This is a genomic window from Ruegeria halocynthiae, from assembly GCF_000743705.1.
GTDB classification, from domain to species: Bacteria; Pseudomonadota; Alphaproteobacteria; order Rhodobacterales; family Rhodobacteraceae; genus Ruegeria; species Ruegeria halocynthiae_B.
In genome coordinates, this window is record NZ_JQEZ01000002.1 from 667,630 (window position 1) to 688,038 (window position 20,409).

Annotated in this window: 25 protein-coding genes; 19 read left to right on the top strand and 6 right to left on the bottom strand. The window is 59.3% G+C overall.

The features are described from left to right. The first annotated feature begins 65 nt into the window (after positions 1 to 65). Both JT51_RS09710 and JT51_RS09715 read left to right on the top strand, forming a co-directional pair. On the top strand, positions 66 to 647 hold the full coding sequence (locus tag JT51_RS09710) for an FMN-dependent NADH-azoreductase (protein ID WP_037311237.1): 582 nt from the start codon (positions 66 to 68) through the stop codon (positions 645 to 647). Positions 648 to 718: 71 nt separating this feature from the next. Beyond that, entirely contained in the window at positions 719 to 1,459 is a 741-nt protein-coding gene (locus JT51_RS09715; RefSeq protein ID WP_037311240.1) for an aspartate/glutamate racemase family protein, read from the top strand. Here the strand turns inward: JT51_RS09715 and JT51_RS09720 are convergent, their stop codons facing one another. Continuing rightward, positions 1,460 to 1,990, bottom strand: coding sequence for a prolyl-tRNA synthetase associated domain-containing protein (locus tag JT51_RS09720; RefSeq protein ID WP_037311243.1), 531 nt, complete (start codon positions 1,988 to 1,990; stop codon positions 1,460 to 1,462). 89 nt (positions 1,991 to 2,079) lie between these two features. Between JT51_RS09720 and JT51_RS09725 the strand changes: the two genes are divergently transcribed. The 11 genes from JT51_RS09725 to JT51_RS09770 all read left to right on the top strand — a co-directional run bounded on the left by JT51_RS09725 (position 2,080) and on the right by JT51_RS09770 (position 9,135). Beyond that, positions 2,080 to 2,598, top strand: coding sequence for a hypothetical protein (locus JT51_RS09725; RefSeq protein WP_037311245.1), 519 nt, complete (start codon positions 2,080 to 2,082; stop codon positions 2,596 to 2,598). A 207-nt stretch (positions 2,599 to 2,805) separates the two neighbouring features. Continuing rightward, positions 2,806 to 4,311 (top strand): signal recognition particle protein, encoded by a 1,506-nt coding sequence (ffh, locus tag JT51_RS09730; RefSeq protein ID WP_037311248.1) that lies wholly within the window; start codon positions 2,806 to 2,808, stop codon positions 4,309 to 4,311. Next, positions 4,312 to 4,866 (top strand): GNAT family N-acetyltransferase, encoded by a 555-nt coding sequence (locus tag JT51_RS09735; protein ID WP_037311251.1) that lies wholly within the window; start codon positions 4,312 to 4,314, stop codon positions 4,864 to 4,866. 34 nt (positions 4,867 to 4,900) lie between these two features. Beyond that, the gene (locus JT51_RS09740; protein WP_037311255.1) at positions 4,901 to 5,197 is read left to right on the top strand and encodes a chorismate mutase; all 297 of its coding nucleotides are present in this window, start codon (positions 4,901 to 4,903) and stop codon (positions 5,195 to 5,197) included. Positions 5,198 to 5,268: 71 nt separating this feature from the next. Further along, the gene (gene rpsP, locus JT51_RS09745; protein WP_037311258.1) at positions 5,269 to 5,658 is read left to right on the top strand and encodes a 30S ribosomal protein S16; all 390 of its coding nucleotides are present in this window, start codon (positions 5,269 to 5,271) and stop codon (positions 5,656 to 5,658) included. A gap of 12 nt (positions 5,659 to 5,670) precedes the next feature. Continuing rightward, the gene (bluB, locus tag JT51_RS09750; RefSeq protein WP_037311260.1) at positions 5,671 to 6,306 is read left to right on the top strand and encodes a 5,6-dimethylbenzimidazole synthase; all 636 of its coding nucleotides are present in this window, start codon (positions 5,671 to 5,673) and stop codon (positions 6,304 to 6,306) included. A gap of 3 nt (positions 6,307 to 6,309) precedes the next feature. Further along, positions 6,310 to 6,456: a hypothetical protein gene (locus JT51_RS22100; RefSeq protein WP_200876078.1), complete on the top strand. Its 147-nt coding sequence runs from the start codon at positions 6,310 to 6,312 to the stop codon at positions 6,454 to 6,456. Beyond that, positions 6,449 to 6,952, top strand: coding sequence for a ribosome maturation factor RimM (gene rimM, locus JT51_RS09755; RefSeq protein ID WP_037311263.1), 504 nt, complete (start codon positions 6,449 to 6,451; stop codon positions 6,950 to 6,952). Before JT51_RS22100 ends, rimM begins: the two co-directional genes overlap by 8 nt. Then, positions 6,952 to 7,767 (top strand): hypothetical protein, encoded by an 816-nt coding sequence (locus JT51_RS09760; protein WP_037311266.1) that lies wholly within the window; start codon positions 6,952 to 6,954, stop codon positions 7,765 to 7,767. The genes rimM and JT51_RS09760 overlap by 1 nt, the downstream gene beginning before the upstream one ends. Further along, positions 7,764 to 8,573, top strand: a complete 810-nt coding sequence (gene trmD / locus JT51_RS09765) for a tRNA (guanosine(37)-N1)-methyltransferase TrmD (RefSeq protein WP_037311268.1) — start codon at positions 7,764 to 7,766, stop codon at positions 8,571 to 8,573. The genes JT51_RS09760 and trmD overlap by 4 nt, the downstream gene beginning before the upstream one ends. A gap of 133 nt (positions 8,574 to 8,706) precedes the next feature. Further along, positions 8,707 to 9,135, top strand: a complete 429-nt coding sequence (locus JT51_RS09770) for a hypothetical protein (RefSeq protein ID WP_037311270.1) — start codon at positions 8,707 to 8,709, stop codon at positions 9,133 to 9,135. Here the strand turns inward: JT51_RS09770 and JT51_RS09775 are convergent. Further along, entirely contained in the window at positions 9,129 to 9,932 is an 804-nt protein-coding gene (locus JT51_RS09775; RefSeq protein WP_037311273.1) for a GH25 family lysozyme, read from the bottom strand. The genes JT51_RS09770 and JT51_RS09775 overlap by 7 nt on opposite strands. Positions 9,933 to 10,311: 379 nt before the next feature. Here JT51_RS09775 and rplS point away from each other — a divergent pair, with 379 nt between their 5' ends. Then, on the top strand, positions 10,312 to 10,695 hold the full coding sequence (gene rplS, locus JT51_RS09785) for a 50S ribosomal protein L19 (RefSeq protein ID WP_037311279.1): 384 nt from the start codon (positions 10,312 to 10,314) through the stop codon (positions 10,693 to 10,695). Positions 10,696 to 10,706: 11 nt separating this feature from the next. Continuing rightward, positions 10,707 to 10,928, top strand: a complete 222-nt coding sequence (gene rpmE / locus JT51_RS09790; RefSeq protein ID WP_037311282.1) for a 50S ribosomal protein L31 — start codon at positions 10,707 to 10,709, stop codon at positions 10,926 to 10,928. A gap of 239 nt (positions 10,929 to 11,167) precedes the next feature. Here rpmE and JT51_RS09795 read toward each other — a convergent pair whose 3' ends face one another. Both JT51_RS09795 and JT51_RS09800 read right to left on the bottom strand, forming a co-directional pair. Further along, positions 11,168 to 12,763 (bottom strand): MFS transporter, encoded by a 1,596-nt coding sequence (locus JT51_RS09795; RefSeq protein ID WP_037311285.1) that lies wholly within the window; start codon positions 12,761 to 12,763, stop codon positions 11,168 to 11,170. An 80-nt stretch (positions 12,764 to 12,843) separates the two neighbouring features. Continuing rightward, positions 12,844 to 13,722 (bottom strand): AEC family transporter, encoded by an 879-nt coding sequence (locus tag JT51_RS09800; RefSeq protein ID WP_235216160.1) that lies wholly within the window; start codon positions 13,720 to 13,722, stop codon positions 12,844 to 12,846. 226 nt (positions 13,723 to 13,948) lie between these two features. Here JT51_RS09800 and JT51_RS09805 point away from each other — a divergent pair, with 226 nt between their 5' ends. Further along, on the top strand, positions 13,949 to 14,758 hold the full coding sequence (locus JT51_RS09805) for a division plane positioning ATPase MipZ (RefSeq protein ID WP_037311290.1): 810 nt from the start codon (positions 13,949 to 13,951) through the stop codon (positions 14,756 to 14,758). A 99-nt stretch (positions 14,759 to 14,857) separates the two neighbouring features. Here the strand turns inward: JT51_RS09805 and JT51_RS09810 are convergent, their stop codons facing one another. Beyond that, positions 14,858 to 16,105: an adenylate/guanylate cyclase domain-containing protein gene (locus JT51_RS09810; protein ID WP_235216143.1), complete on the bottom strand. Its 1,248-nt coding sequence runs from the start codon at positions 16,103 to 16,105 to the stop codon at positions 14,858 to 14,860. A 40-nt stretch (positions 16,106 to 16,145) separates the two neighbouring features. Continuing rightward, on the bottom strand, positions 16,146 to 16,598 hold the full coding sequence (locus JT51_RS09815; RefSeq protein ID WP_037311292.1) for a MarR family winged helix-turn-helix transcriptional regulator: 453 nt from the start codon (positions 16,596 to 16,598) through the stop codon (positions 16,146 to 16,148). 57 nt (positions 16,599 to 16,655) lie between these two features. Between JT51_RS09815 and hmgA the strand changes: the two genes are divergently transcribed. The 3 genes from hmgA (at position 16,656) to JT51_RS09830 (ending at position 20,295) form a co-directional block, all read left to right on the top strand. Then, positions 16,656 to 18,011 carry a homogentisate 1,2-dioxygenase gene (gene hmgA / locus JT51_RS09820; protein WP_037312077.1) on the top strand — a complete coding sequence of 452 codons (1,356 nt, stop codon included), beginning with the start codon at positions 16,656 to 16,658 and terminating at the stop codon, positions 18,009 to 18,011. A gap of 66 nt (positions 18,012 to 18,077) precedes the next feature. After that, entirely contained in the window at positions 18,078 to 19,334 is a 1,257-nt protein-coding gene (fahA, locus tag JT51_RS09825) for a fumarylacetoacetase (RefSeq protein ID WP_037311294.1), read from the top strand. A gap of 10 nt (positions 19,335 to 19,344) precedes the next feature. Then, entirely contained in the window at positions 19,345 to 20,295 is a 951-nt protein-coding gene (locus JT51_RS09830; protein ID WP_037311298.1) for an MBL fold metallo-hydrolase, read from the top strand. Positions 20,296 to 20,409 lie beyond the last annotated feature (114 nt).

Consider the following 20,409-nt stretch of genomic DNA (forward strand, 5'->3'; position numbering starts at 1 on the left):
GTTCACTCACGCAACATCCATATTGGCCGCAGACGTAAAACCCCTTTTAAAAGGACTTCGGTGAAATGACCAAAACCATCCTCCATATCGACGCCTCGGCCCGCCGGTCCGGCTCGACCACACGCGACCTGTCCCAGCGGATCGTTCAGCATCTTGGCGCGGATCGCATCATTCGACGCGATCTTGCCAGCGCATTGCCGCAGGTGACCGAAGACTGGATCGCCGCCAATTTCACCCCCGCTGATCAGCGCGATGCCGTACAGCGCGACCGCCTGACCCTGTCGGATGAGCTGGTGGATGAGCTTCAGCGCGCGGACACCATCGTAATCGGGCTGCCGATCTACAATTTTTCGGTCCCTGCGGCCTTCAAGGCGTGGATTGACCTGATCGCCCGCGTCGGGCTGACGTTTTCATATTCTGAAACCGGACCCAAGGGGCTGCTGGAGGGCAAACGTGCCGTTCTGGCAGTTGCCTCCGGCGGCACGCAGGTCGGGTCGGATATCGACTTTGCCACCGGCTATGCGCGTCACGTGCTGGGCTTTGTCGGCATTCAGGACGTCGATATCGTCGCCGCGGATCAGATGGCACTGGATGCCGAAGCGGCGCTGAACACTGCCCACAAGGCGGTCTCGGAACTGGCGGCCTGACACCTCTGGATTTTGCCCCTCGAAACGTCCAGTCTGTACCTGCAAGGGAATTGGCAGGCTGGGCGTTTCAGGTGAAGAAGATCGGGATATTGGGTGGCGTGGGCTGGGCCTCGACCGTAGATTACTACCGGGCGATTGCCGAAGGCGCGAGCCGGTATTTTGCCGAACGCGGCCATGGCTCGCCCCTGCCGATCCCGCCGATGACTATCGAATCCGTGACGCAGGCCAAAACCCGTGCCCTGCGCGGCGTGGCCGGGGACGAGGGCAGCTGGGCGGCGTTTGATGCGGTGTTTCGCGATGCGTTGCTGACGCTGGAACGCGCAGGCTGCGATTTCGGGATCATCGCATCGAATACGCCCCACGCCCGGCTGCACGCGATCCGTCAGGGTGTCTCGATGCCCATCCTCAGCATTTTCGACGCCACCGCCGAGGTTACCGCATCATGCGGGGCCTCACAGGCGCTGGTGCTAGGCACAACCGTCACCATGCAGGCCAGCAATTACGCCGATTGTCTGGCCCGGGAAGGCGTCACCGCAAATGCCCGCCTGCCCGACCCGGAAATCGCGGAAATGCAGGCGATGATCGACAGCGACTTTTATGGCGGGGCATCAGACACGGCGCGAGGCCGCCTGCTGGCCTTTTGCAACCGTCACGCCACGCCCGGAACCGCCATTCTGCTGGCCTGTACCGAGCTGCCGCTGGCCTTTCCCGATCATCTGGACGATCCGGTGTTTCGGGCGGATGGCCACTTGTTCATCAACCCCTCGGCTGCACATGTCGCGGCTGCACTGGCAGAGGCCCTGAGCGATTGATCAGGGCAGCCAGGTGACCTCGCACCCGATCCTGTCGAAGAAGGCCATCAGATCGTCGCGCGCCATTGCAATGGTGCGGTCGTTGACCAGCGGGTGCATATAGATGGCATCCGCGTGCTGCGCGGCGGCATCCATGAAAAACCGCACGTCGTTCTGCACCCCGTTGATCATCGCCAAAGGGCTGACCGCGCCGGGGCGGATACCAAGGTTCTGCATCAACCGATCCGCTGATCCAAAGGACAGGTTGCCAATCCCCAGTTCAGCCGCCAGAGCCTTAAGATCAATCTCGCGGCTTTGTTCCAGCGTCACCAGATAATTGCGCTTTTTCTTGTCGCGCAGATACAGGTTCTTAAGGCGCAGCGCGTTCTCACCCGGCACCATGAACTGATCTTCAACCGCCTTGGCATCCTCGACCGTGCGCAGGGGCACATGGGTATGCAGCCGATAGGTCAGCCCCCATTCGTCAACCCGCGCCAACAGCGCGTCGGAACTGAGCGGCAATGTGTCCTGAAATGCGGATGATGCGTCCATGGCTAACCCCCTCTTTCACGTGGTCATCGCGCAACGGGACGGGAAATTCAAGTCGGGACAGGGCGGCAAGCTGGTGCTAGCGTGCGGTCATGAAAGTGACCCGCAATTCAGCCGATCAACTGATCCTGTCCGACACGCCATGGTTCATCGGGATCACGCTTATCTTCTTCGTACTGACCTTTGTCGGCCTCGGCTTGTTCCTGATGAGCGAGGGCGGAAAAGGTATCTGGTTAGGGCTGCTGTTCGGGCTGGTCGGTGGCGGCCTTGGCGTCGGGTTTTTTTTCGCGTTCGTCCGGCGGGTGCAGGTCATACTGGACCGCAGCAAGGACAGCATTTTGATCCAACGCCAATCCATTTTTGGGCATGAGGCGGTGGAACATGCTCTTTCCAACCTGTCTCATGCGGAACTGGAAAGCACCATTTCGCGCAGCAACAAGGGGTCATCTACCCTGTACCGCCCTGTTCTGATCCTCGACAAAGGCATGAGCACGGGCCGTCATCCTATAACCGAGGCGTTCTCGAACGGCGGCGGCTCGAAACGTATGGTGGATGCCGTCAACGATTGGTTACCCGCACATGAGGTTGACTCGGACAGCCAATCAGCCTAAATCGCCCCAAACATCCGGAAGCCTCTCGATCTTCCGGTCCCTTGAGTCGTTCAGGGATCGCCCCCCACCAGCGAGTTTCGCCCGTGGGGGCAATGCCATTTGGCATTACCCCCACGTCTAATTCAGTGGGAGGGGGCAATTGTGTATTTAACCGGTGCCCCCTAACTAGGTGGTGCCACATCTAAACCGGCTAAGGAGGCCGCAGGCATGTTTGAAAATCTATCCGAACGCCTCTCTGGCGTCTTTGATCGGCTGACCAAACAGGGTGCCCTGTCCGAAGAAGACGTCAAAACCGCCCTGCGCGAAGTGCGTGTTGCCCTGCTTGAGGCCGACGTCTCGCTGCCCGTCGCCCGTGAATTCGTCAAAAAGGTGCAGGATCAGGCCACGGGTCAGGCGGTAACCAAGTCGATCACACCCGGCCAGCAGGTCGTCAAGATCGTGCACGACACGCTGGTTGATGTGCTGCGCGGCGAGGATGATCCCGGTGCGTTGAAGATCGACAACCCGCCTGCCCCGATCCTGATGGTCGGTTTGCAGGGCTCGGGTAAGACCACCACCACCGGTAAGCTGGCCAAGCGCCTGAAGGAAAAAGAAGGCAAAAAGGTCCTGATGGCCTCGCTGGACGTCTATCGCCCGGCGGCGATGGATCAGCTGGCCGTTCTGGGCACTCAGGTTGGCGTCGATACGCTGCCGATCGTTCCCGGCCAAAAACCCGTCGACATTGCCAAGCGCGCCAAGCAACAGGCGACGCTGGGTGGTTACGACGTCTATATGTTGGATACCGCCGGCCGTCTGCACATCGACGAAGTGCTTATGGGTGAGGTCGAACAGGTCCGCAACGCGGTTGATCCGCGCGAAACTCTGCTGGTGGTCGATGGCCTGACCGGTCAGGTCGCCGTTGAGGTTGCCGAAGAGTTCGACGCCAAGGTCGGCATCTCAGGCGTGGTTCTGACCCGGATGGACGGTGACGGGCGCGGCGGTGCGGCGCTGTCGATGCGCGCGGTCACCGGCAAGCCGATCCGCTTCGTTGGTCTGGGCGAGAAGATGGACGCGCTCGAAACCTTCGAGCCGGACCGGATCGCCGGTCGTATTCTGGGCATGGGCGACATCGTTGCCCTGGTCGAAAAAGCCCAGGAAACGATGGAGATGGAACAGACCGAGCGCATGATGAAGCGCATGGTCAAAGGTCAGTTCAACATGAACGACCTGAAAATGCAGCTGGAACAGATGATCCAGATGGGCGGCATGCAGGGCATGATGGGTATGATGCCGGGCATGGGCAAGATGGCCAAGCAGGTCGAAGAGGCGGGCATGGACGACAAGGTGCTCACGCGCCAGATCGCCATGATCCAGTCGATGACCAAACGCGAACGTGCCAACCCGCAGCTGTTGCAGGCCAGCCGCAAAAAGCGGATCGCAGCCGGTTCGGGAATGGAGGTCAGCGACCTCAACAAACTGCTCAAGATGCACCGGCAGATGTCGGACATGATGAAAAAGATGGGCAAGATGGGCAAAGGCAAGATGCTGAAACAGGCCATGAAAGGCATGTTCGGCAAAGGCGGACCCTCGCCCGAAGATATGGCCGCGGGCATGGATCCCAAGGCGCTGGAACAGGCCGCCAAGGCGATGGGCGGCAAGATGCCCGGCATGCCCGGAATGGGCGGCGGCATGGCCTTGCCCCCGGGTCTGAGCGGGTTTGGGAAGAAAAAGTAAGTGAACGCCTTCGCCCATCATATCCCCCGGCTTGAGACCGAGCGCCTGATCCTGCGCGCGCCGTCCGAAGCTGATCTGGACGCAGAGGCAGAGTTCTACGCCAGTGACGCGTCGGAATTCGTCGGTGGGCGAAAACGCCGAGATGAAACCTGGCGCTTGATCGCAATGCTTTTGGGTCATTGGACCCTGCGCGGATATGGCTTCTGGGGCGTCGAGGAAAAGGGCACTGGCACCTATGTCGGTCGCGTCGGCCTGTGGTTTCCCGAAGCCTGGCCTGAGCGTGAAATCGGCTGGACCCTGATGAACACGGCCACCGGCAAGGGCTATGCAACCGAGGCCGCATTGGCCGCACGGGCACATGCCTATGATGTTCTGGGCTGGGACACCGCGATTTCGCTGATCGACCCGGAAAACCACGCCAGCAAAGCCGTGGCCGAGCGGTTGGACGCGCAGTTCGACTATCACTACGAACACCCCAAATTTGGCACCACCGAAATCTGGCGCCACCCTGCCCCCGCCGATCTGGTGAATGGCGGCATGGAGGCCTACGCATGACCCACACCGCCTTGACTGCTGAGAGGACCGGCCAATGACCGACCCCGTGACACAGGCCGCCGCGCTGCTGAAAGAGCATCGCGAAAGCATCGACCGGCTGGACGCGATCCTTGTCTATACGCTGGGTGAGCGGTTCAAGCACACGCAGGCCGTTGGCAAGCTCAAGGCGACACACGACCTTCCCCCGTCCGATCCCACGCGCGAAGCGGCGCAGATCGCACGGTTAGAAGATCTGGCGAAACAGGCCGATCTGGACCCTGATTTCGCCAAGGCTTTCCTGAATTTCATCATTCAGGAAGTCATCCGGCACCACAGGAAACACCAAGAGTGAACCTAGGGTTCAAAGAATACCAAGAATAGCCGGGAATGCCCCGGCACACGCCATCCAAAGGAGATACCACCATGGCAATGAAAATTCGTCTCGCCCGCGGCGGCTCGAAAAAACGTCCCTTCTATCGCATCGTGGCTGCTGACAGCCGCATGCCGCGCGACGGCCGTTTCATCGAAAAGCTGGGCACCTACAACCCGCTGCTGCCCAAAGACAGCGAAGAGCGCGTGAAAATGAACGTCGAGCGCGTTCAGTACTGGCTGGACCAGGGCGCACAGCCCACCGACCGGATCGCACGTATGCTGGAAGCAGCCGGCACCCGTGACAAGGCCGAGCGCAGCAACCCCAACAAGGGTACCCCGGGCAAGAAAGCTCAGGAACGCGCGGAAGAAAAAGCGGCCAAGGCTGCTGAAGCTGCCGAAGCGGCTGCTGCACCGGCTGAAGAAGCGGCTGCAGAAGAATAAACAGGCGGGCGCGTGCAGAATCAGGCTTTCACCGACGATTTTCGCACGCAGTTCGACCTGTTGATGCGGCTCCGGCGCGATGTGCGCCGGTTTCGCACCGACGCGATAGACGAGGCAGTGCTGACGCGCTGCCTCGACGCGTTTCGGCTGGCCCCTTCGGTGGGGTTAAGCGAACCCTGGCGCGTCATTCGCGTCGAAAGCGAGGCGGCGCGCGCTGCCGCGCTTGAGAATTTTCAGACCGCCAACGCGCAAGCGTTGGACGGGTATTCCGGTGAGAAAGCGCAGCTTTACAGCCGGTTGAAACTGTCCGGGATGCAGGAAGCCCCCGTACAGTTGGCCGTGTTCTGTGATGATGCCACCGACAAGGGGCTGGGATTGGGCGCAAACACAATGCCCGAGATGCGCCGCTATTCGGTCGTATCCGCCATCACCCTGTTCTGGTTGGCCCTGCGTGCCGAAGGGGTGGGGCTGGGCTGGGTGTCTATTCTTGACCCCGACCAGCTGGCGCGTGACCTGAACGTGCCGGACGATTGGCGGCTGATTGGTTACTTCTGTATCGGCTGGCCCGAGGGTCTTTCAGATACGCCCGAACTGGAACGCGTCGGCTGGGAATGCCGCGACGACAGTTTGTCGGTTGAGGTGCGATAGCTGATGTTCGGGTTGATACGGCTTCCTATTCTTTTGATGATCGCCTTTATTGTCGGCGTGTTCTTTGAACGCAGCAACCAGCGCGAGGCCTGTGCCGAGCATGGGCAATGGCAGGACGGGCTATGTATGATGGAACGGTCAAATGAGTGATCTGATCTGCGTGGGCAGCATTGCCGGATCGTACGGCGTACGCGGCGAAGTGCGGCTGAAAAGCTTTTGCGCCATCCCCGAGGATATCGAAGCGTACTCGCCCCTGACCGATGAGGCGGGCACGGAACGCTATCCGCTGGTGCTGACGCGCCCGGTCAAGAACGGTTTTGCCGCGCGTCTGGGTGGCGTCGAGACCAAGGAACAAGCGGACGCCGTAAACGGCCTACGCCTGTTTGCGCGGCGCGATCAATTGCCGTCGCTGCCGGATGATGAATTCTATCACGCCGACCTGATCGGGTTGGCGGTGTACGATACCGGTGGAATACTGTTGGGCCGCGTGAAATCCGTACAGAACCACGGCGCGGCAGACCTTTTGGAACTGCACGGGGAGGGTTTGAAAACCACGGTGTTTTTACCCTTTACGCTGGACTCCGTGCCCACCGTCGATCTGGAGCAGGGCCGTATCGTCGCCGACCCGCCCGAGGGTCTTATCTGATGCGACGGGTACTGCTGCATCTGGGGTTTCATAAAACCGGCACCACGGCTGCACAGTCCTTTCTCTATGAAAACCGCGCGTTGATCTGGCCACATTTCGCACTGGTTCTGCCTTATCGAACACGTGACTTGGGCCTGTCGCGGGCAGCTACCAACCATTCCGTCTATGGCACGGTTGGCACCCTGTCCAAATTTGGCACTCAGATTCGTACTTTTCTGGACTCACTCGATTTCGGCGACAAACGCGGCCTGATTGTCAGCGAAGAGAATTTTTCGGGTCTACGCCCCAGCCGCAATGCGGAACAGGGCTATGCGGCGGCACCGGAACTTGCCGCCTGTCTGGTGGACGCGATCCGCCACCGCCTGTCCGGGCAAGAGGTCGATATCACCGTCTACCTGTCCCTGCGTCAGCGTGGTAGCTGGCTGCGCAACTTGTGGGCACATGACCTGGAACACATGCGGCAGGTTCGTGATATTGAGACCTTTCGCGCGGAACTGGATCACCTTCCCCCGCTTGAGGATACGGTTGCCAGAATCCGGGAAAAACTGCCCTCTGTCACGGTACAGGAAGAATGGCTGGAAGATCTTCAACTGCGGCGCTTTGGTCCCGGCACGCCCTTTGCCGAGTATCTTAAGTTGCCCCGCGACAAGGCTCGCCTGTTGGTGCCACCCACCAAAGTCAACAATCGCCTGCCCGAAGACGTTCTGGCTGAATTGCTGGACCTGAACCGCTCACGGCTGGACGAGGCTGCGCTGATCCGGCAAAAGACGGCGATTATCAAACGCGCAAGACATGCGCTGATCGGCACAAGATGACAGACAAGCCCAGCAAATCCCACGGTCGCAAGGCGATCCGCCCCACCCTGAAACCCCGAGAGTTGATGACGCCCACTCCCGATCTGCATGGCGTGTGGAAGGTCAAGATCATCACTCTGTTTCCGCAGGCCTTTCCCGGCGTGTTGGGTGAAAGCCTGACCGGCAAAGCCTTGCAGGAGGGGCTGTGGCAACTGGAAACCGTTGATCTGCGTCCGTTCGGCATCGGCAAGCACCGCAATGTCGATGACACGCCCGCAGGCGGCGGCGCGGGCATGGTGCTGCGCGCCGACGTGCTGGGCGAAGCGATCGAGCACACGATGGTGGGTGTACAAGGCAATTGGCCGCTGATCTACCTCAGCCCCCGGGGCCGTCGGATGGATCAGCACATGATGCAAAGCCTTGCGCATTGCGACGGCATGACCCTGCTGTGCGGCCGTTTCGAGGGTGTCGATGAGCGCGTGCTGGAACATTATGGTGTTCAAGAGGTTTCACTGGGCGATTTCGTCATGACTGGCGGTGAGATCGCAGCGCAGGCACTGATTGACGCGACGGTGCGACTGATCCCCGGCGTGTTGGGCAATCAGGCTTCGGCCGAAGATGAGAGCTTTTCCTCGGGCCTGCTGGAGCATCCGCAATACACCCGCCCGGCCGAGTGGAAAGACCGCCCGATCCCCGAAGTGCTGATGTCCGGCCATCACGGGCGCATTGCCGAATGGCGTCACGACATGTCGGAACAGATCACCCGCGAACGGCGGCCCGATTTGTGGGACATTTTTTGCAGAACCCGGACAGAGCAGCAGGATTGATCAGCATTTCTGTTGCCTTTGGGGCGCAGTTTTCAAGCTCTGTCAATTTCGCCTTTTCGAAGAACTACGTTGTACATATTCATCTATAGATGAACCTAAATTTCGATAGCAACGATCAATACAGGCTACATAGATGAAAGTAATTTGGCTTGCCGCCCTGCTGGCAGTTTCTGCCTGCACAGCAAAACCCCTGACAATGTCAGTTCCCTCAAAAGCCGGTCATGATCTGAACTCCGCAAGAAAGGCAGTGCATTTCTGCACGGGCCAATCGGATGAGGGAGGCAACAGTGCCGTTATCGGCGGGTATATGACCAATATCGTTTTATTTGGCATTTTGCCCGGCACGGTTGGAACAATGCTGGTGCAGGACGAGCTGCGCACCCAGGGCGAGTATGATCAGGTGGACCGCTGCCTTACCGAACGCGGATTTGAGCGCCGCGAACTGACACCAAATGAATCCGCGTGGCTGCGCAATACCACAGAGGCAGAGCGGGCTCGCCGACTGGATCATTTGGTCGATGGCGGTAAAATCGAAGCTTACGGTCTGACTAGGGTTCAGTAACCCCCCGCCTTCCAGCGTGCCCAGATTTCAGGCGGGCCGTTGAAGGTGTTGATGTCAACTTTCCCCTGCACGCCGGGCACCAGCCCGGTGCCCGTGTATTGCCAGAATCGCCAGGCCGCCTTTGGGTATACATTGCGCGGATGTCCGGCGACCGAACGCAGCCAGAACTCGGTTTTTGGAAGGCGGGCTATGTCCGTATCCCCATAGAAATCCACGGTCGTGTAGACAATCGGTCGGCGGCCATAGTGACGTTCGAGGATATCGAGAAAACGCTGCGCCTCGGCCCGGACGGTCGCGCCATCCGGGCGCAGGGTGCAGGTTTTGGAATGGGGCGTCCACTCCATATCCAATACGTGCGGCAGGTCACCCCCCTTGGGCACATTTTCGATGAACCAGCGGGCCTGTTCATGGGCAGGGCGGCAGAAATAGTAATAGTGATATGCTCCCCACGGCACGCCCGCCGCCTGTGCGCCGCGGCGGTGGTCGTCAAACAAGGGGTCGGCCACATCCCCGCCTTCGGTCGCCTTGATGAACACGAAACTGACGCCGGACGTCTTGGCCCTGTGCCAGTCAATCGGCCCCTGCCAGCGCGACACGTCCAGCCCATGCACAGGATAGTGGCCGGGATGCCGCCCCTCCCAGTCGTGAGGGTCGGCGTCGCCAAAGGCCGGAAAAATCACCGAAGGCGATGTCGTGTCCAGAAAAGCTTTGGCCTCGACCTGTTGTGGCGGAGGGCTGCTGCGACCGCATGACAGGGTCGCAAAGGCCATAACGGCCAGCATCAATGCTGCGCGCATAATCTGTTCCTGTTCCGAATTTCTGCTCTTATAATTACGTCCAGAATGCCTGATCCGGCGCACAAGGCAACAGTGTTGTTTGTCAGTGGCGAAACCCCACCGCCCACACCAGGGATTTATCACGATTTAGGCTTGATCCCCGCACATAAAGCCCTTAAACGACGGCAATCCGGTGCCGCAAATTGCGACTCCGGTGTTTTGGTTTGCATCATGGCGCAACACCCGGCTTTCTTCGGCCGCGGCGTGTCGGGGCGGACCGGATCAAAGGAACATTCGATCTGACCTCTGGCGGGCTGCACGCAGGACCCGGTGAAGACCAAGAGCTCTCAGGCCGTGCCCAAACTTCGTGGACCAACCACGAGCAGATAGGAGAACTGCGATGGACCTGATCGCACAGCTAGAGGCGGAACAGATTGCCGCCCTGGGGAAAGACATCCCCGATTTCAAAGCCGGTGACACCATCCGTGTCGGCTTTAAAGTGACCGAAGGGTCGCGCACCCGTGTGCAGAATTACGAAGGCGTCTGCATCGCCCGCAAAGGCGGCAGCACCATCGCCGGTGCGTTCACCGTGCGCAAAATTTCGTTTGGCGAAGGCGTGGAGCGTGTGTTCCCGCTGTATTCGACCAACATCGACAGCATCACCGTTGTCCGCCGTGGCCGCGTCCGTCGCGCCAAACTGTACTACCTGCGTTCGCGCCGTGGTAAATCCGCACGTATCGCAGAAGTCACCAACTACAAGCCCAAGGCTGGCGCCGAGGCGTAAGGAGCGGAAAGATGAAAAAAGACATCCATCCCGATTATCACGTCATCAACGTCAAAATGACCGATGGCACCATCGTTCAGATGAAATCCACCTGGGGCGCCGAAGGCGACCAGCTGGCTCTGGAAATCGACCCCTCTGTGCACCCTGCATGGACCGGTGGTTCGTCGCGCCTGTTGGACGCCGGCGGCCGCGTGTCGAAGTTCAAGAAGAAATACGAAGGCCTGGGTTTCTAAGCCAGATCTGTTTCGAATGCGAAAGGCCGCTCCTTCAGGGCGGCCTTTTTTTGTTGGGCACTCAACTGTAACTTCAAGATTTTTGCAAAACCCACTCAATCAACGCTTTGTTCGATGCAGCTTTGGTGAAGTCGCCGTTTCCAGTTTGCTGCTGGAATTACACACCAGCCATGGCCAATAATGCGCGGTGATAAACGATCCCGCCCATACTCTCAGTGATCTCGGCCTTACAAGGGGCCTCATTTCGATCCACGCACCAGATCGGCCGCGCTGTGAACGGGCGGCACCGGGCCGCGTAACAGCAACAGCGCCAGCACCATCCCAACCAGCGCCATAACCGCCGCAACCAACATGGCGCTGTCAAAGGCGTTGTCCAGCAAATCCCGCAGGGCTTTGGCCAAGGCAACGCTGGACGGCGGATCCATACCTGCCAGCAACTGCTGTATCTGACTGGGTGTGCCATGGGTTAGCGCGTGGGCCAGATCCGCGCGTTGGGTCGAACCGGTCGGCAAGGCGTCGATCACCTCGGACAGGCCCCGACGGGTGGTGATGGCCTCGGCCAGGCCGCCGACCACAGCGCCCAGCGTGGCCCCGAAATACAGGCAGGCATTGATCACACCCGATCCCTGCCCTACGTGTTCTTCGGGCAGCAGTCGCAGGCCAAGGCGCGGCAGCAGTGAGAAACAAATCCCCAGACCAACCCCAACGATCATCAGCTTCCACCATATCCCGGCATATTGCGTTGAATTCGTGGTCGTCATCAGCAGCAGAAAACCAACCGACATCGCCCCCAGGCCAAACGCAATGGGCCATCGAAAACTGTAGGGGGCCAGAAACCGGGGCGCGGTGACCGAGATAACAAACATGCTGAGGCTGAGCGGCATGATCGACAGCCCCGCCCCGATCGAGCTATAGCCAAACGCATCCGGCGACTGCACGAAGGTGTTGAAATACACAAAGAAGCAGAACAGCGTAAAGCCGGTAATGAACATGCCCGCCGCGGCCATGAAATACCGGGGATGCCGGAAATAACGCAGTTCGATCAGCGGGTCGTCACTGCGGCGCGAGACGATAACCAAAACCACAGTTGCCACCGCCGCCACGCCCAACGGGACCAACGTGAGCGGCGTGGCCCAGCCGTTGCTCTCGCCATTGCTGAGGGCAAAAGACAACGGCCCAAGAAACAACAGCAATGCAAACGCACCGGGATAGTCGAATTCGGCCCCGGCAAGGCGGGTATCGGGCACGTATTTCCTTTTGCTGACGTGCAGGCCGATGGCAAAGGCCGCGGCAAGCAACACCAGATCGGTCGCGAAAACAGCCCGCCAGCTGATGTAATGCGCAAAGGCGCCGCCTACGATTGGTCCGACGCCGATTGCCAATCCCACAACGGCACCCCAGGCCCCGGTGACGCTGGCCCGTTGCGCCTCGGGGGTGGCCGCCGTCAGCAAGGACAGCGAGGTGCCGAACAGGGCCGCCGCCCCGGCCCCCTGCGCCCCGCGACCAACCAGCAGCATGGCCCCGTCCTGCGCAATCAAGACCAAGGCTGATCCGAAGGCAAAGACGATCATTCCAACGAAAAATACGCCCATCTTGCCGGTGATATCGCCCAGACGGCTGACGATGGTAACCAGTGTGGCGCTGGCCACGGTATAAGTTGCCATCACCCATTGCAGTCCCGAAAGGGTCAGGTCGAATTCAGCCTTCAGGTTTGGCAAAATGGTCGCGACGGCGGTGGTGTTAAAGCCGACAACCATCATACAGATCGCCGTCATCGCCAATACGGTGCGCGCGCGCCCGTCCTGCGTTGTTTCCGCTGCGCTTTGGTCGCTCATCACCTGGCCCTGTATCTGTGGCTGTTTGGCATAACTTATCAGAAGTTAAGCGATTTTCGCCGTCACGCATAGGGTGCGCATCAAACCCAATAGGACAAAGCAACCGGCAGCACGATGATTGTGGCCAGCGTCGACACCAGAATGAACCCGGCCACATCCGGCCCGTATTCCGGCACGTGTTCATCAATGAACAGGTAGGTCGCCACCGAAGACGGCATCAGGCAGCACAGGATCACCGCACCGCGTTCCGCCCCTGAAAATCCGAATACCCAGACCAGCCCGCTGGCAATCAGCACCGCCATCACCAGATGCAGGACCGTCAGCAAGACCGCGCGGCTGAGGTTTTTGATCTGCAATGTCTCCAACGTATGGCCCAACGTCAGCAACATCAGCGGGATCGAGAGCCCTCCGAGAATATCGAAAGACTTGGCGACGGGCTGCGGCAGCCTGTAACCGGTGGTCATCAGGATCAAGGACAGGATCACCGCGTAGATTATGGGCGACGTTGCAAGCTTCTTGGCCGAGAATTCCCCGGCGGGAATCCACATGCCCAGCGTGAAGATGCTGACCAGAACAACAACTACAAACCCCATCGTATAGGCCATGCCGGTATCCCCCAGCGCCAGCAGGGTGATCGGCAGGCCGATATTGCCGACATTGCCATGCATCAACGGCGTCAAAAACGCCCGCACCGGCAACCCCATCGCCTTTAGCGCAACAAACCCCAGCACGCCAAACCCGACAATCGCCAGAGCGGCGGCAGCCATCACATCCAGAAACGTGCCAACGGCAATCTTGGTGGTCGACAGATGCGAAATGATCAGCGTCGGATAACCGACCCGGGACACGATCCCGCCGATGATCTTGTTGTCAAACGGCGCTTTGATCAGGGCCAGCGCGTATCCGATTCCAGCACAGATCAGTACCGGCAGGACCACGTTCAGAACGTTCAGAAACATATGGTCCACTTGGCGCCCCTATCGCAAACAGCTGTCCAGAACAGTGAAACAGGGCGGTAATTTTGGCAAGCGCGCAGACTAACCCGCCCCCACGCCTTGGTTTTCCAAGTCAGGGCCTATTATCACACTGCAACAATGCTTGGGGTTCTTCCCTTCCAGCGTTCCACAACATATAGTGGCCTGTAACAACGTGTGGCTAAACACGGCGGGACATGGGAATACAGGCATGGCACATATCATCGTAGTGGGGAACGAGAAGGGCGGCGCGGGCAAATCGACCGTGTCGATGCATGTGGCCACCGCGCTGGCGCGACTGGGGCACAAGGTCAGCACGCTGGACCTGGACCTGCGGCAACGCAGTCTTGGACGGTACTTTGAAAACCGCGGCAACTTTTTGAACGGGTCCGAAGTGGCCCTGCGCAGCCCCCGCCACCACGACCTGCCCGAGATCGACGCCGCCAAGCTGAAGCCCGGCGAGAACATCTATGACCATCGCCTGTCGGCCGCCGTGGCCGAGCTGGAAAGCGACAGCGACTTCATCCTGATCGACTGCCCCGGCTCGCACACGCGGCTTAGCCAGGTGGCGCATTCTTTGGCCGATACGCTGATCACGCCGCTGAACGACAGTTTCATCGACTTTGACCTGCTGGCCCGGATCGATTCAAAGGGTGAGAAAATCCTTGGTCCGTCGGTCTATTCCGAAATGGTGTGGAACGCGCGACAGCTGCGGGCGCAGGCCGGGTTGAAGCCAATCGACTGGGTTGTCGTGCGCAACCGGGTTGGTACGCAGCGCATGGTCAACAAGGAAAAGATGCAGCGGGCGATTGAAATGCTGTCGCAGCGCATTGGCTTCCGCGTCGCCTCGGGCTTTTCCGAGCGGGTCATCTTCCGTGAGCTGTTCCCCCGCGGCTTGACCCTGCTGGACCTCAAGGATATCGGGGTCAAACAGCTGAACATCTCGAACATTGCCGCGCGTCAGGAACTGCGCGACATGATGAAAGAACTGAACCTGCCGGGCGTCGAAATCGATTTTTGAAGGATCACGACAAAAGCCGGTCTGCGCCTGCCGTTTCAATACGATCCCAATCCACAGATCATGGTCGGAGCCTACACTGCGACTTTGGGCAAAGCGGCTTTATCGGTAAATCGTAAACAGCTCTTTCGGTTCGGGCACGCCGCGCAGCATGTATCGCCCCACTGACACCAAATCCTGGCCATCGGGTTGCGCGGCACGGGCCACATCATCCGAGATCAGAATCCGCTGCCCAAGCGACCGGTGCATTCCTGCGATCCGGGCGGTCTGGTTTACGGCCGGGCCGATCACTGTGAAATCCAACCGGCTTTCCGCGCCGATATTACCATAAAGAATCTCGCCCGCGTGCAGGGCCAGCGTATAGTTGGATACTGGCAGGTCACTGGCTGCACGGTGTGCATTCAACGTGGCCATTTGTTCTTGCAGCTTGGTCACTGCGGCCAACGCAGCACGGGCATCGGCATCAATCTCACCCACATCGAACATGGCCATCAGACCATCCCCCATGAACTTCAGAATACTGCCGCCGCAGGCGTGCACAACATCGACCGCAACGGCCAGATAGTCGTTCAGCATGTCGATGATCTCGTGTCCTGGCAGCTCCTCGGACAGGCTGGTGAACCCTTCAAGGTCGAAATTCCAGATCACGGCGTCGATCTGTTGCAATGATCCGCGCCGAATCTCACCCGACAGCACGCGTTGGCCCGCGTCGCGGCCCAGATAGACACGCATCAGATCCTGCGAAATCCGGGCATGGTTTGCGGATTTCAGCGCCAACCCCAGATGCGGCAGCGCCGTTTGGATCAAAGCCAGATCGCCTTCTCCAAACCCCTCGGGCGCATTTGAAGTCCAGGACAGCAACACCCCGTCCAATGACTTTTTCGCATCCCTTAGCCCGTTGTCGGTTGGGACGTCGGTTGCCACGCCGGTTGCAAAGTAATCGGTCGCGCCACGCTCGCGCAGTTCGTTCAGCAAAGGAAACCGGCTGGCTTCGTTCTGATCGACCAGACGTTCGTGAATATAGTCCAGCCCTTCGTTCAGGATCGCGAACAGGGGGCTTTGCTGCCAGTTTTCATTGGGTTCTTCCGAGTATTCGAATGACTTGTACTCTCCGCCCTGTCCCTGATACCAGCTATAACCGGTTCCGCCATACACCGGATGCAACGCCGACTGCGCCGCGTGAAATCGCATCAGCGGAACACCCAAATCAACCAGACGGGTGCAATAGCCGTCCAGCAGTTCTTCTTTGTCAGCGCCTTCAAGGCCGCGTGTCACCAACCAGGTGATCAATTCGCTTGATTTCGACGCGTCAGAGCCCGAGGCTGTCATATCACGTTCCTGTGTCCGCATTGGATTTCATCTGGGGGCAATTGCACCGAATTACCAGTGCTCAGCCCATATGCGCCAGCCGTCGCAGCATTTTGCGCAACAAAGCGGTCTCATCTTTGCTGAACTTCCCGGCAAGCTTCGCATCATATTGTTCCGCGATGCCACGCAGTTCGTGATAGACTGACTGCCCCGGGGTGGTCAGTTGCAAAAGCTCGACCCGACGGTCCGTCTCGCTGCGCGTGCGTGACAGGTAACGTCGGTGCTCCAGCTTGCGCACTGCACGGCTGATCTTGGTTTTGTGGATCTTGGCCCGGTCACCGATTTCCTTCGCCGTCATCCCGCCGTAATTGCCCAGATGGAACAACACCCGCCATTCCGTGCGCAGCATCCCATAGCGGTCCTTGTAGACCTTTTGAAACTCTAACGAACTTTCCTCGGCTGCGCGGTTCAGCAGGTAGGGCAGGAAATCACGCAGATTAAAGTCATCTTTTTTGTCGAAACTGTCTTCTGTCATACTTGTTAGTTACAAAATCAACTATTATCCGACAAGCAGCAAATGGAGGAACACTGGATGAACCATCCGACTGATCCGCATACACTGACGCAGGCCAGCACCCCGGTTGGTACGCAAGCGGGCTATATGCCCGGCTTTGGCAATGACTTCGAAACCGAGGCCCTGCCGGGTGCGCTGCCGCAAGGAATGAACAGCCCGCAACGGTGCAATTATGGCCTGTACGGCGAACAGCTTAGCGGGACGGCTTTTACCGCCAATCCGCCCGAACGGACGTGGTGCTATCGTATCCGGCCATCCGTCAAACATTCGCATCGCTATGAAAAGATTGATCTGCCCTATTGGAAATCCGCCCCCTGCGTCGATCCTGATGTGGTCAGCCTGGGCCAGTACCGGTGGGATGCGGTTCCGCATACCGATGAAGGTCTCACCTGGCTGACGGGTATGCGCACGATGACCACGGCCGGGGATGTGAACACGCAGGTCGGCATGGCATGTCACATCTATCTGGCCACTGAATCCATGGTGGACGACTATTTCTTCTCGGCCGATTCCGAGCTGTTGGTGGTGCCACAAGAAGGCCGCCTACGCTTTGCCACTGAGCTGGGCGTCATTGATGTAGAACCCAAAGAGATCGCCATCCTGCCACGCGGCCTGGTGTACCGGGTCGAAGTGCTGGAAGGCCCCGCTCGCGGCTTTGTCTGCGAAAATTACGGTCAGAAGTTCGAATTGCCTGGCCGTGGACCCATCGGCGCGAATTGCATGGCTAATCCACGGGACTTCAAAGCGCCGGTGGCTGCATTCGAAGACCGCGAGGTGCCCTCGACTGTGACCGTCAAATGGTGCGGGCAGTTCCACACCACCAAGATCGGGCAAAGCCCACTGGACGTGGTGGCGTGGCACGGCAATTACGCGCCCTATAAATACGACCTGCGCACCTATTGTCCGGTCGGTGCGATCCTGTTCGATCACCCCGATCCGTCGATTTTTACTGTCCTGACCGCGCCTTCGGGACAACCGGGCACCGCCAATATCGACTTTGTCCTGTTCCGCGAACGCTGGATGGTGGCCGAGGATACATTCCGCCCACCCTGGTACCACAAGAACATCATGTCGGAACTGATGGGCAACATTTACGGCCAGTATGATGCCAAACCGCAGGGCTTTGTTCCCGGCGGCACCAGCCTGCACAACATGATGCTGCCACATGGCCCGGACCGGGACGCCTTTGAAAAGGCGTCGAATTCCAATCTGGGCCCGGACAAACTGGATAATACCATGTCCTTCATGTTCGAAACCCGGTTCCCGCAACACCTGACACCGTTTGCCGCCAATGAGGCACCGTTGCAGGATGACTATATCGATTGCTGGACGTCGCTTGAAAAGAAGTTCGACGGCACACCGGGCAAAAAATAGGTTCTATTGGCGGTCCAAGATTTTTCGACGAAAAATCTTGGACCCTGACACAGGTTTGGAGACAAGATGCCATTGATGAAATCCTGGGTGGCTTCGGCTAATGACGCAGCCCACCCGTTCCCGTTGAACAATCTGCCCTACGGGGTCTTTTCCACAGCGGGAACCGACCCGAGATGTGGCGTGGCCATTGGCGACATGATTCTGGACGTCTCGACCGCCGAGGCCGAAGGTTTGATTACCCTGATGGATGAGCCTCTGTTCGATCTGCCATTCTGGAACCCGCTGATGGAGGAAGGCCCCGCCGTCTGGGCCGCCCTGCGGGATCGGCTTACCACCCTGCTGGCCGAAGGCGCCGACCAACAAGACGCGATCGCCCCCTTTCTGGTCGCCCAGCAAGACGCCGAGATGCATATGCCGTTTGCGGTCAGCGAATACACCGATTTCTATGCCGGGCGTCACCATGCCCAGAACGTTGGAACAATGTTCCGTGGGCCGGAAAATGCACTGCCGCCGAACTGGCTGCATATCCCGATCGGCTATAACGGCCGCGCGTCGTCGGTTGTGGTCTCGGACACCGATATCCGCCGGCCCTGGGGACAGCTGAAATCCCCCGATCAGGAATTGCCTGCCTTTCTGCCCAGCCGCCGGTTCGATATCGAGCTTGAGATGGGCGCGATTGTCGGCACGCCGTCCGATGGACCGATCTCGGTTCAAGAGGCGGATGATAACATCTTTGGCTATGTTTTGCTGAATGACTGGTCTGCGCGCGACATCCAGGCGTGGGAATACCAGCCGCTGGGCCCTTTTCAGGCCAAGGCGACCGCAACCTCGATCAGCCCGTGGATCGTGACCAAAGCCGCGTTGGACCCATTCCGCTGTGACACGCCAAAACGTGAGTTCGAATTGCTGGATCACCTGAAGGACTGCGGTCCCATGCTCTATGACATTGATCTGGCAATCACCATGGCGCCAGAGGGCGGGGATGCCACTACCATTGCGCGGACGAACTACAAGGAAATGTACTATTCCGCTGCACAGCAACTGGCCCATCACAGCACGTCGGGTTGCCCGATGAACGCTGGCGATCTGTTGGGGTCGGGCACGATTTCGGGGCCGACCAAACCCGAACGCGGATCATTGCTGGAACTTAGCTGGGGTGGGAAAGAACCGCTGACGCTGGACAGCGGCGAGACCCGCAGCTTTATCGAAGATGGCGACACGCTGACCCTGAAAGGTGCCGCCAAAGGCGACGGCTATACCGTGGGCTTTGGCGAATGTGTCGGCACTGTCCAGCCCGCCCTTGAAAACCCATACGCACGATAAGGAACCCATCATGGCCAAGGCATTCGCGTCCCAGGGGGACATGTCGGAAAAGAAAATCTCATTCACCGAAGTTGGCGAGGGCCTGTATGCCTTCACCGCCGAGGGTGACCCGAACTCGGGCGTTATTATCGGCGATGACAGCGTGATGATCGTCGAGGCGCAGGCGACCCCGCGTCTGGCCAACAAGGTGATCGAATGCGTACGTTCGGTCACTGACAAGCCGATCACACATGTGGCGTTGACGCACTATCACGCGGTCCGTGTGCTGGGTGCCAGCGCCTTTGGGGCACAGCAGATTTTGATGTCGGACATGGCCCGCGCCATGGTCGTGGAGCGCGGGCAAGAGGACTGGGACAGCGAATTCCAACGCTTTCCACGCCTGTTCGAAGGCCACGAAAGCATTCCCGGCCTGACCTGGCCCACCACCACCTTCAGCGACACGATGACCGTGTATCTGGGCAAGCGCCGCATCGACCTGATGCATCTGGGCCGCGCCCATACGGCGGGGGATATTGTTATCCATGTGCCGGATCAGAACGTGATGTTCACCGGGGACATCGTCGAATACCACTCGGCCTGCTATTGCGGTGACGGTCATTTCAGCGACTGGGGCGACACCCTGGACGAGATCAAGTGGTTTGACGTGGACGCCATCGCACCGGGCCGGGGCAATGCGCTAGTTGGCAAGGACATGGTCAACGCCGCCATCGAAAACACCCGCGACTTCGTCGAAAGCACCTATCGCCCGGCTGCCAAAGTCGCGGCCCGCGGCGGATCGCTGAAAGAGGCGTGGGATGCGGTACGCGCGGAATGCGACCCGAAGTTTGCCGATTATGCGATCTACGAACATTGCCTGCCTTTCAACGTTGCCCGCGCCTTTGACGAGGCGCGCGGCATCGACACCCCACGCATCTGGACCGCGCAACGCGATCTTGAGATGTGGGAGGCGCTGCAAGGCTAAGGAAACCCCGGCGCATTTGATCCAGATCGTTTTGCGCCGGGCCAATCAGTGAAACCATTGGCCCAGGACGTGCGGCACGCCGTTTCCATAGACCGGAGATATTGCGTCATCGCC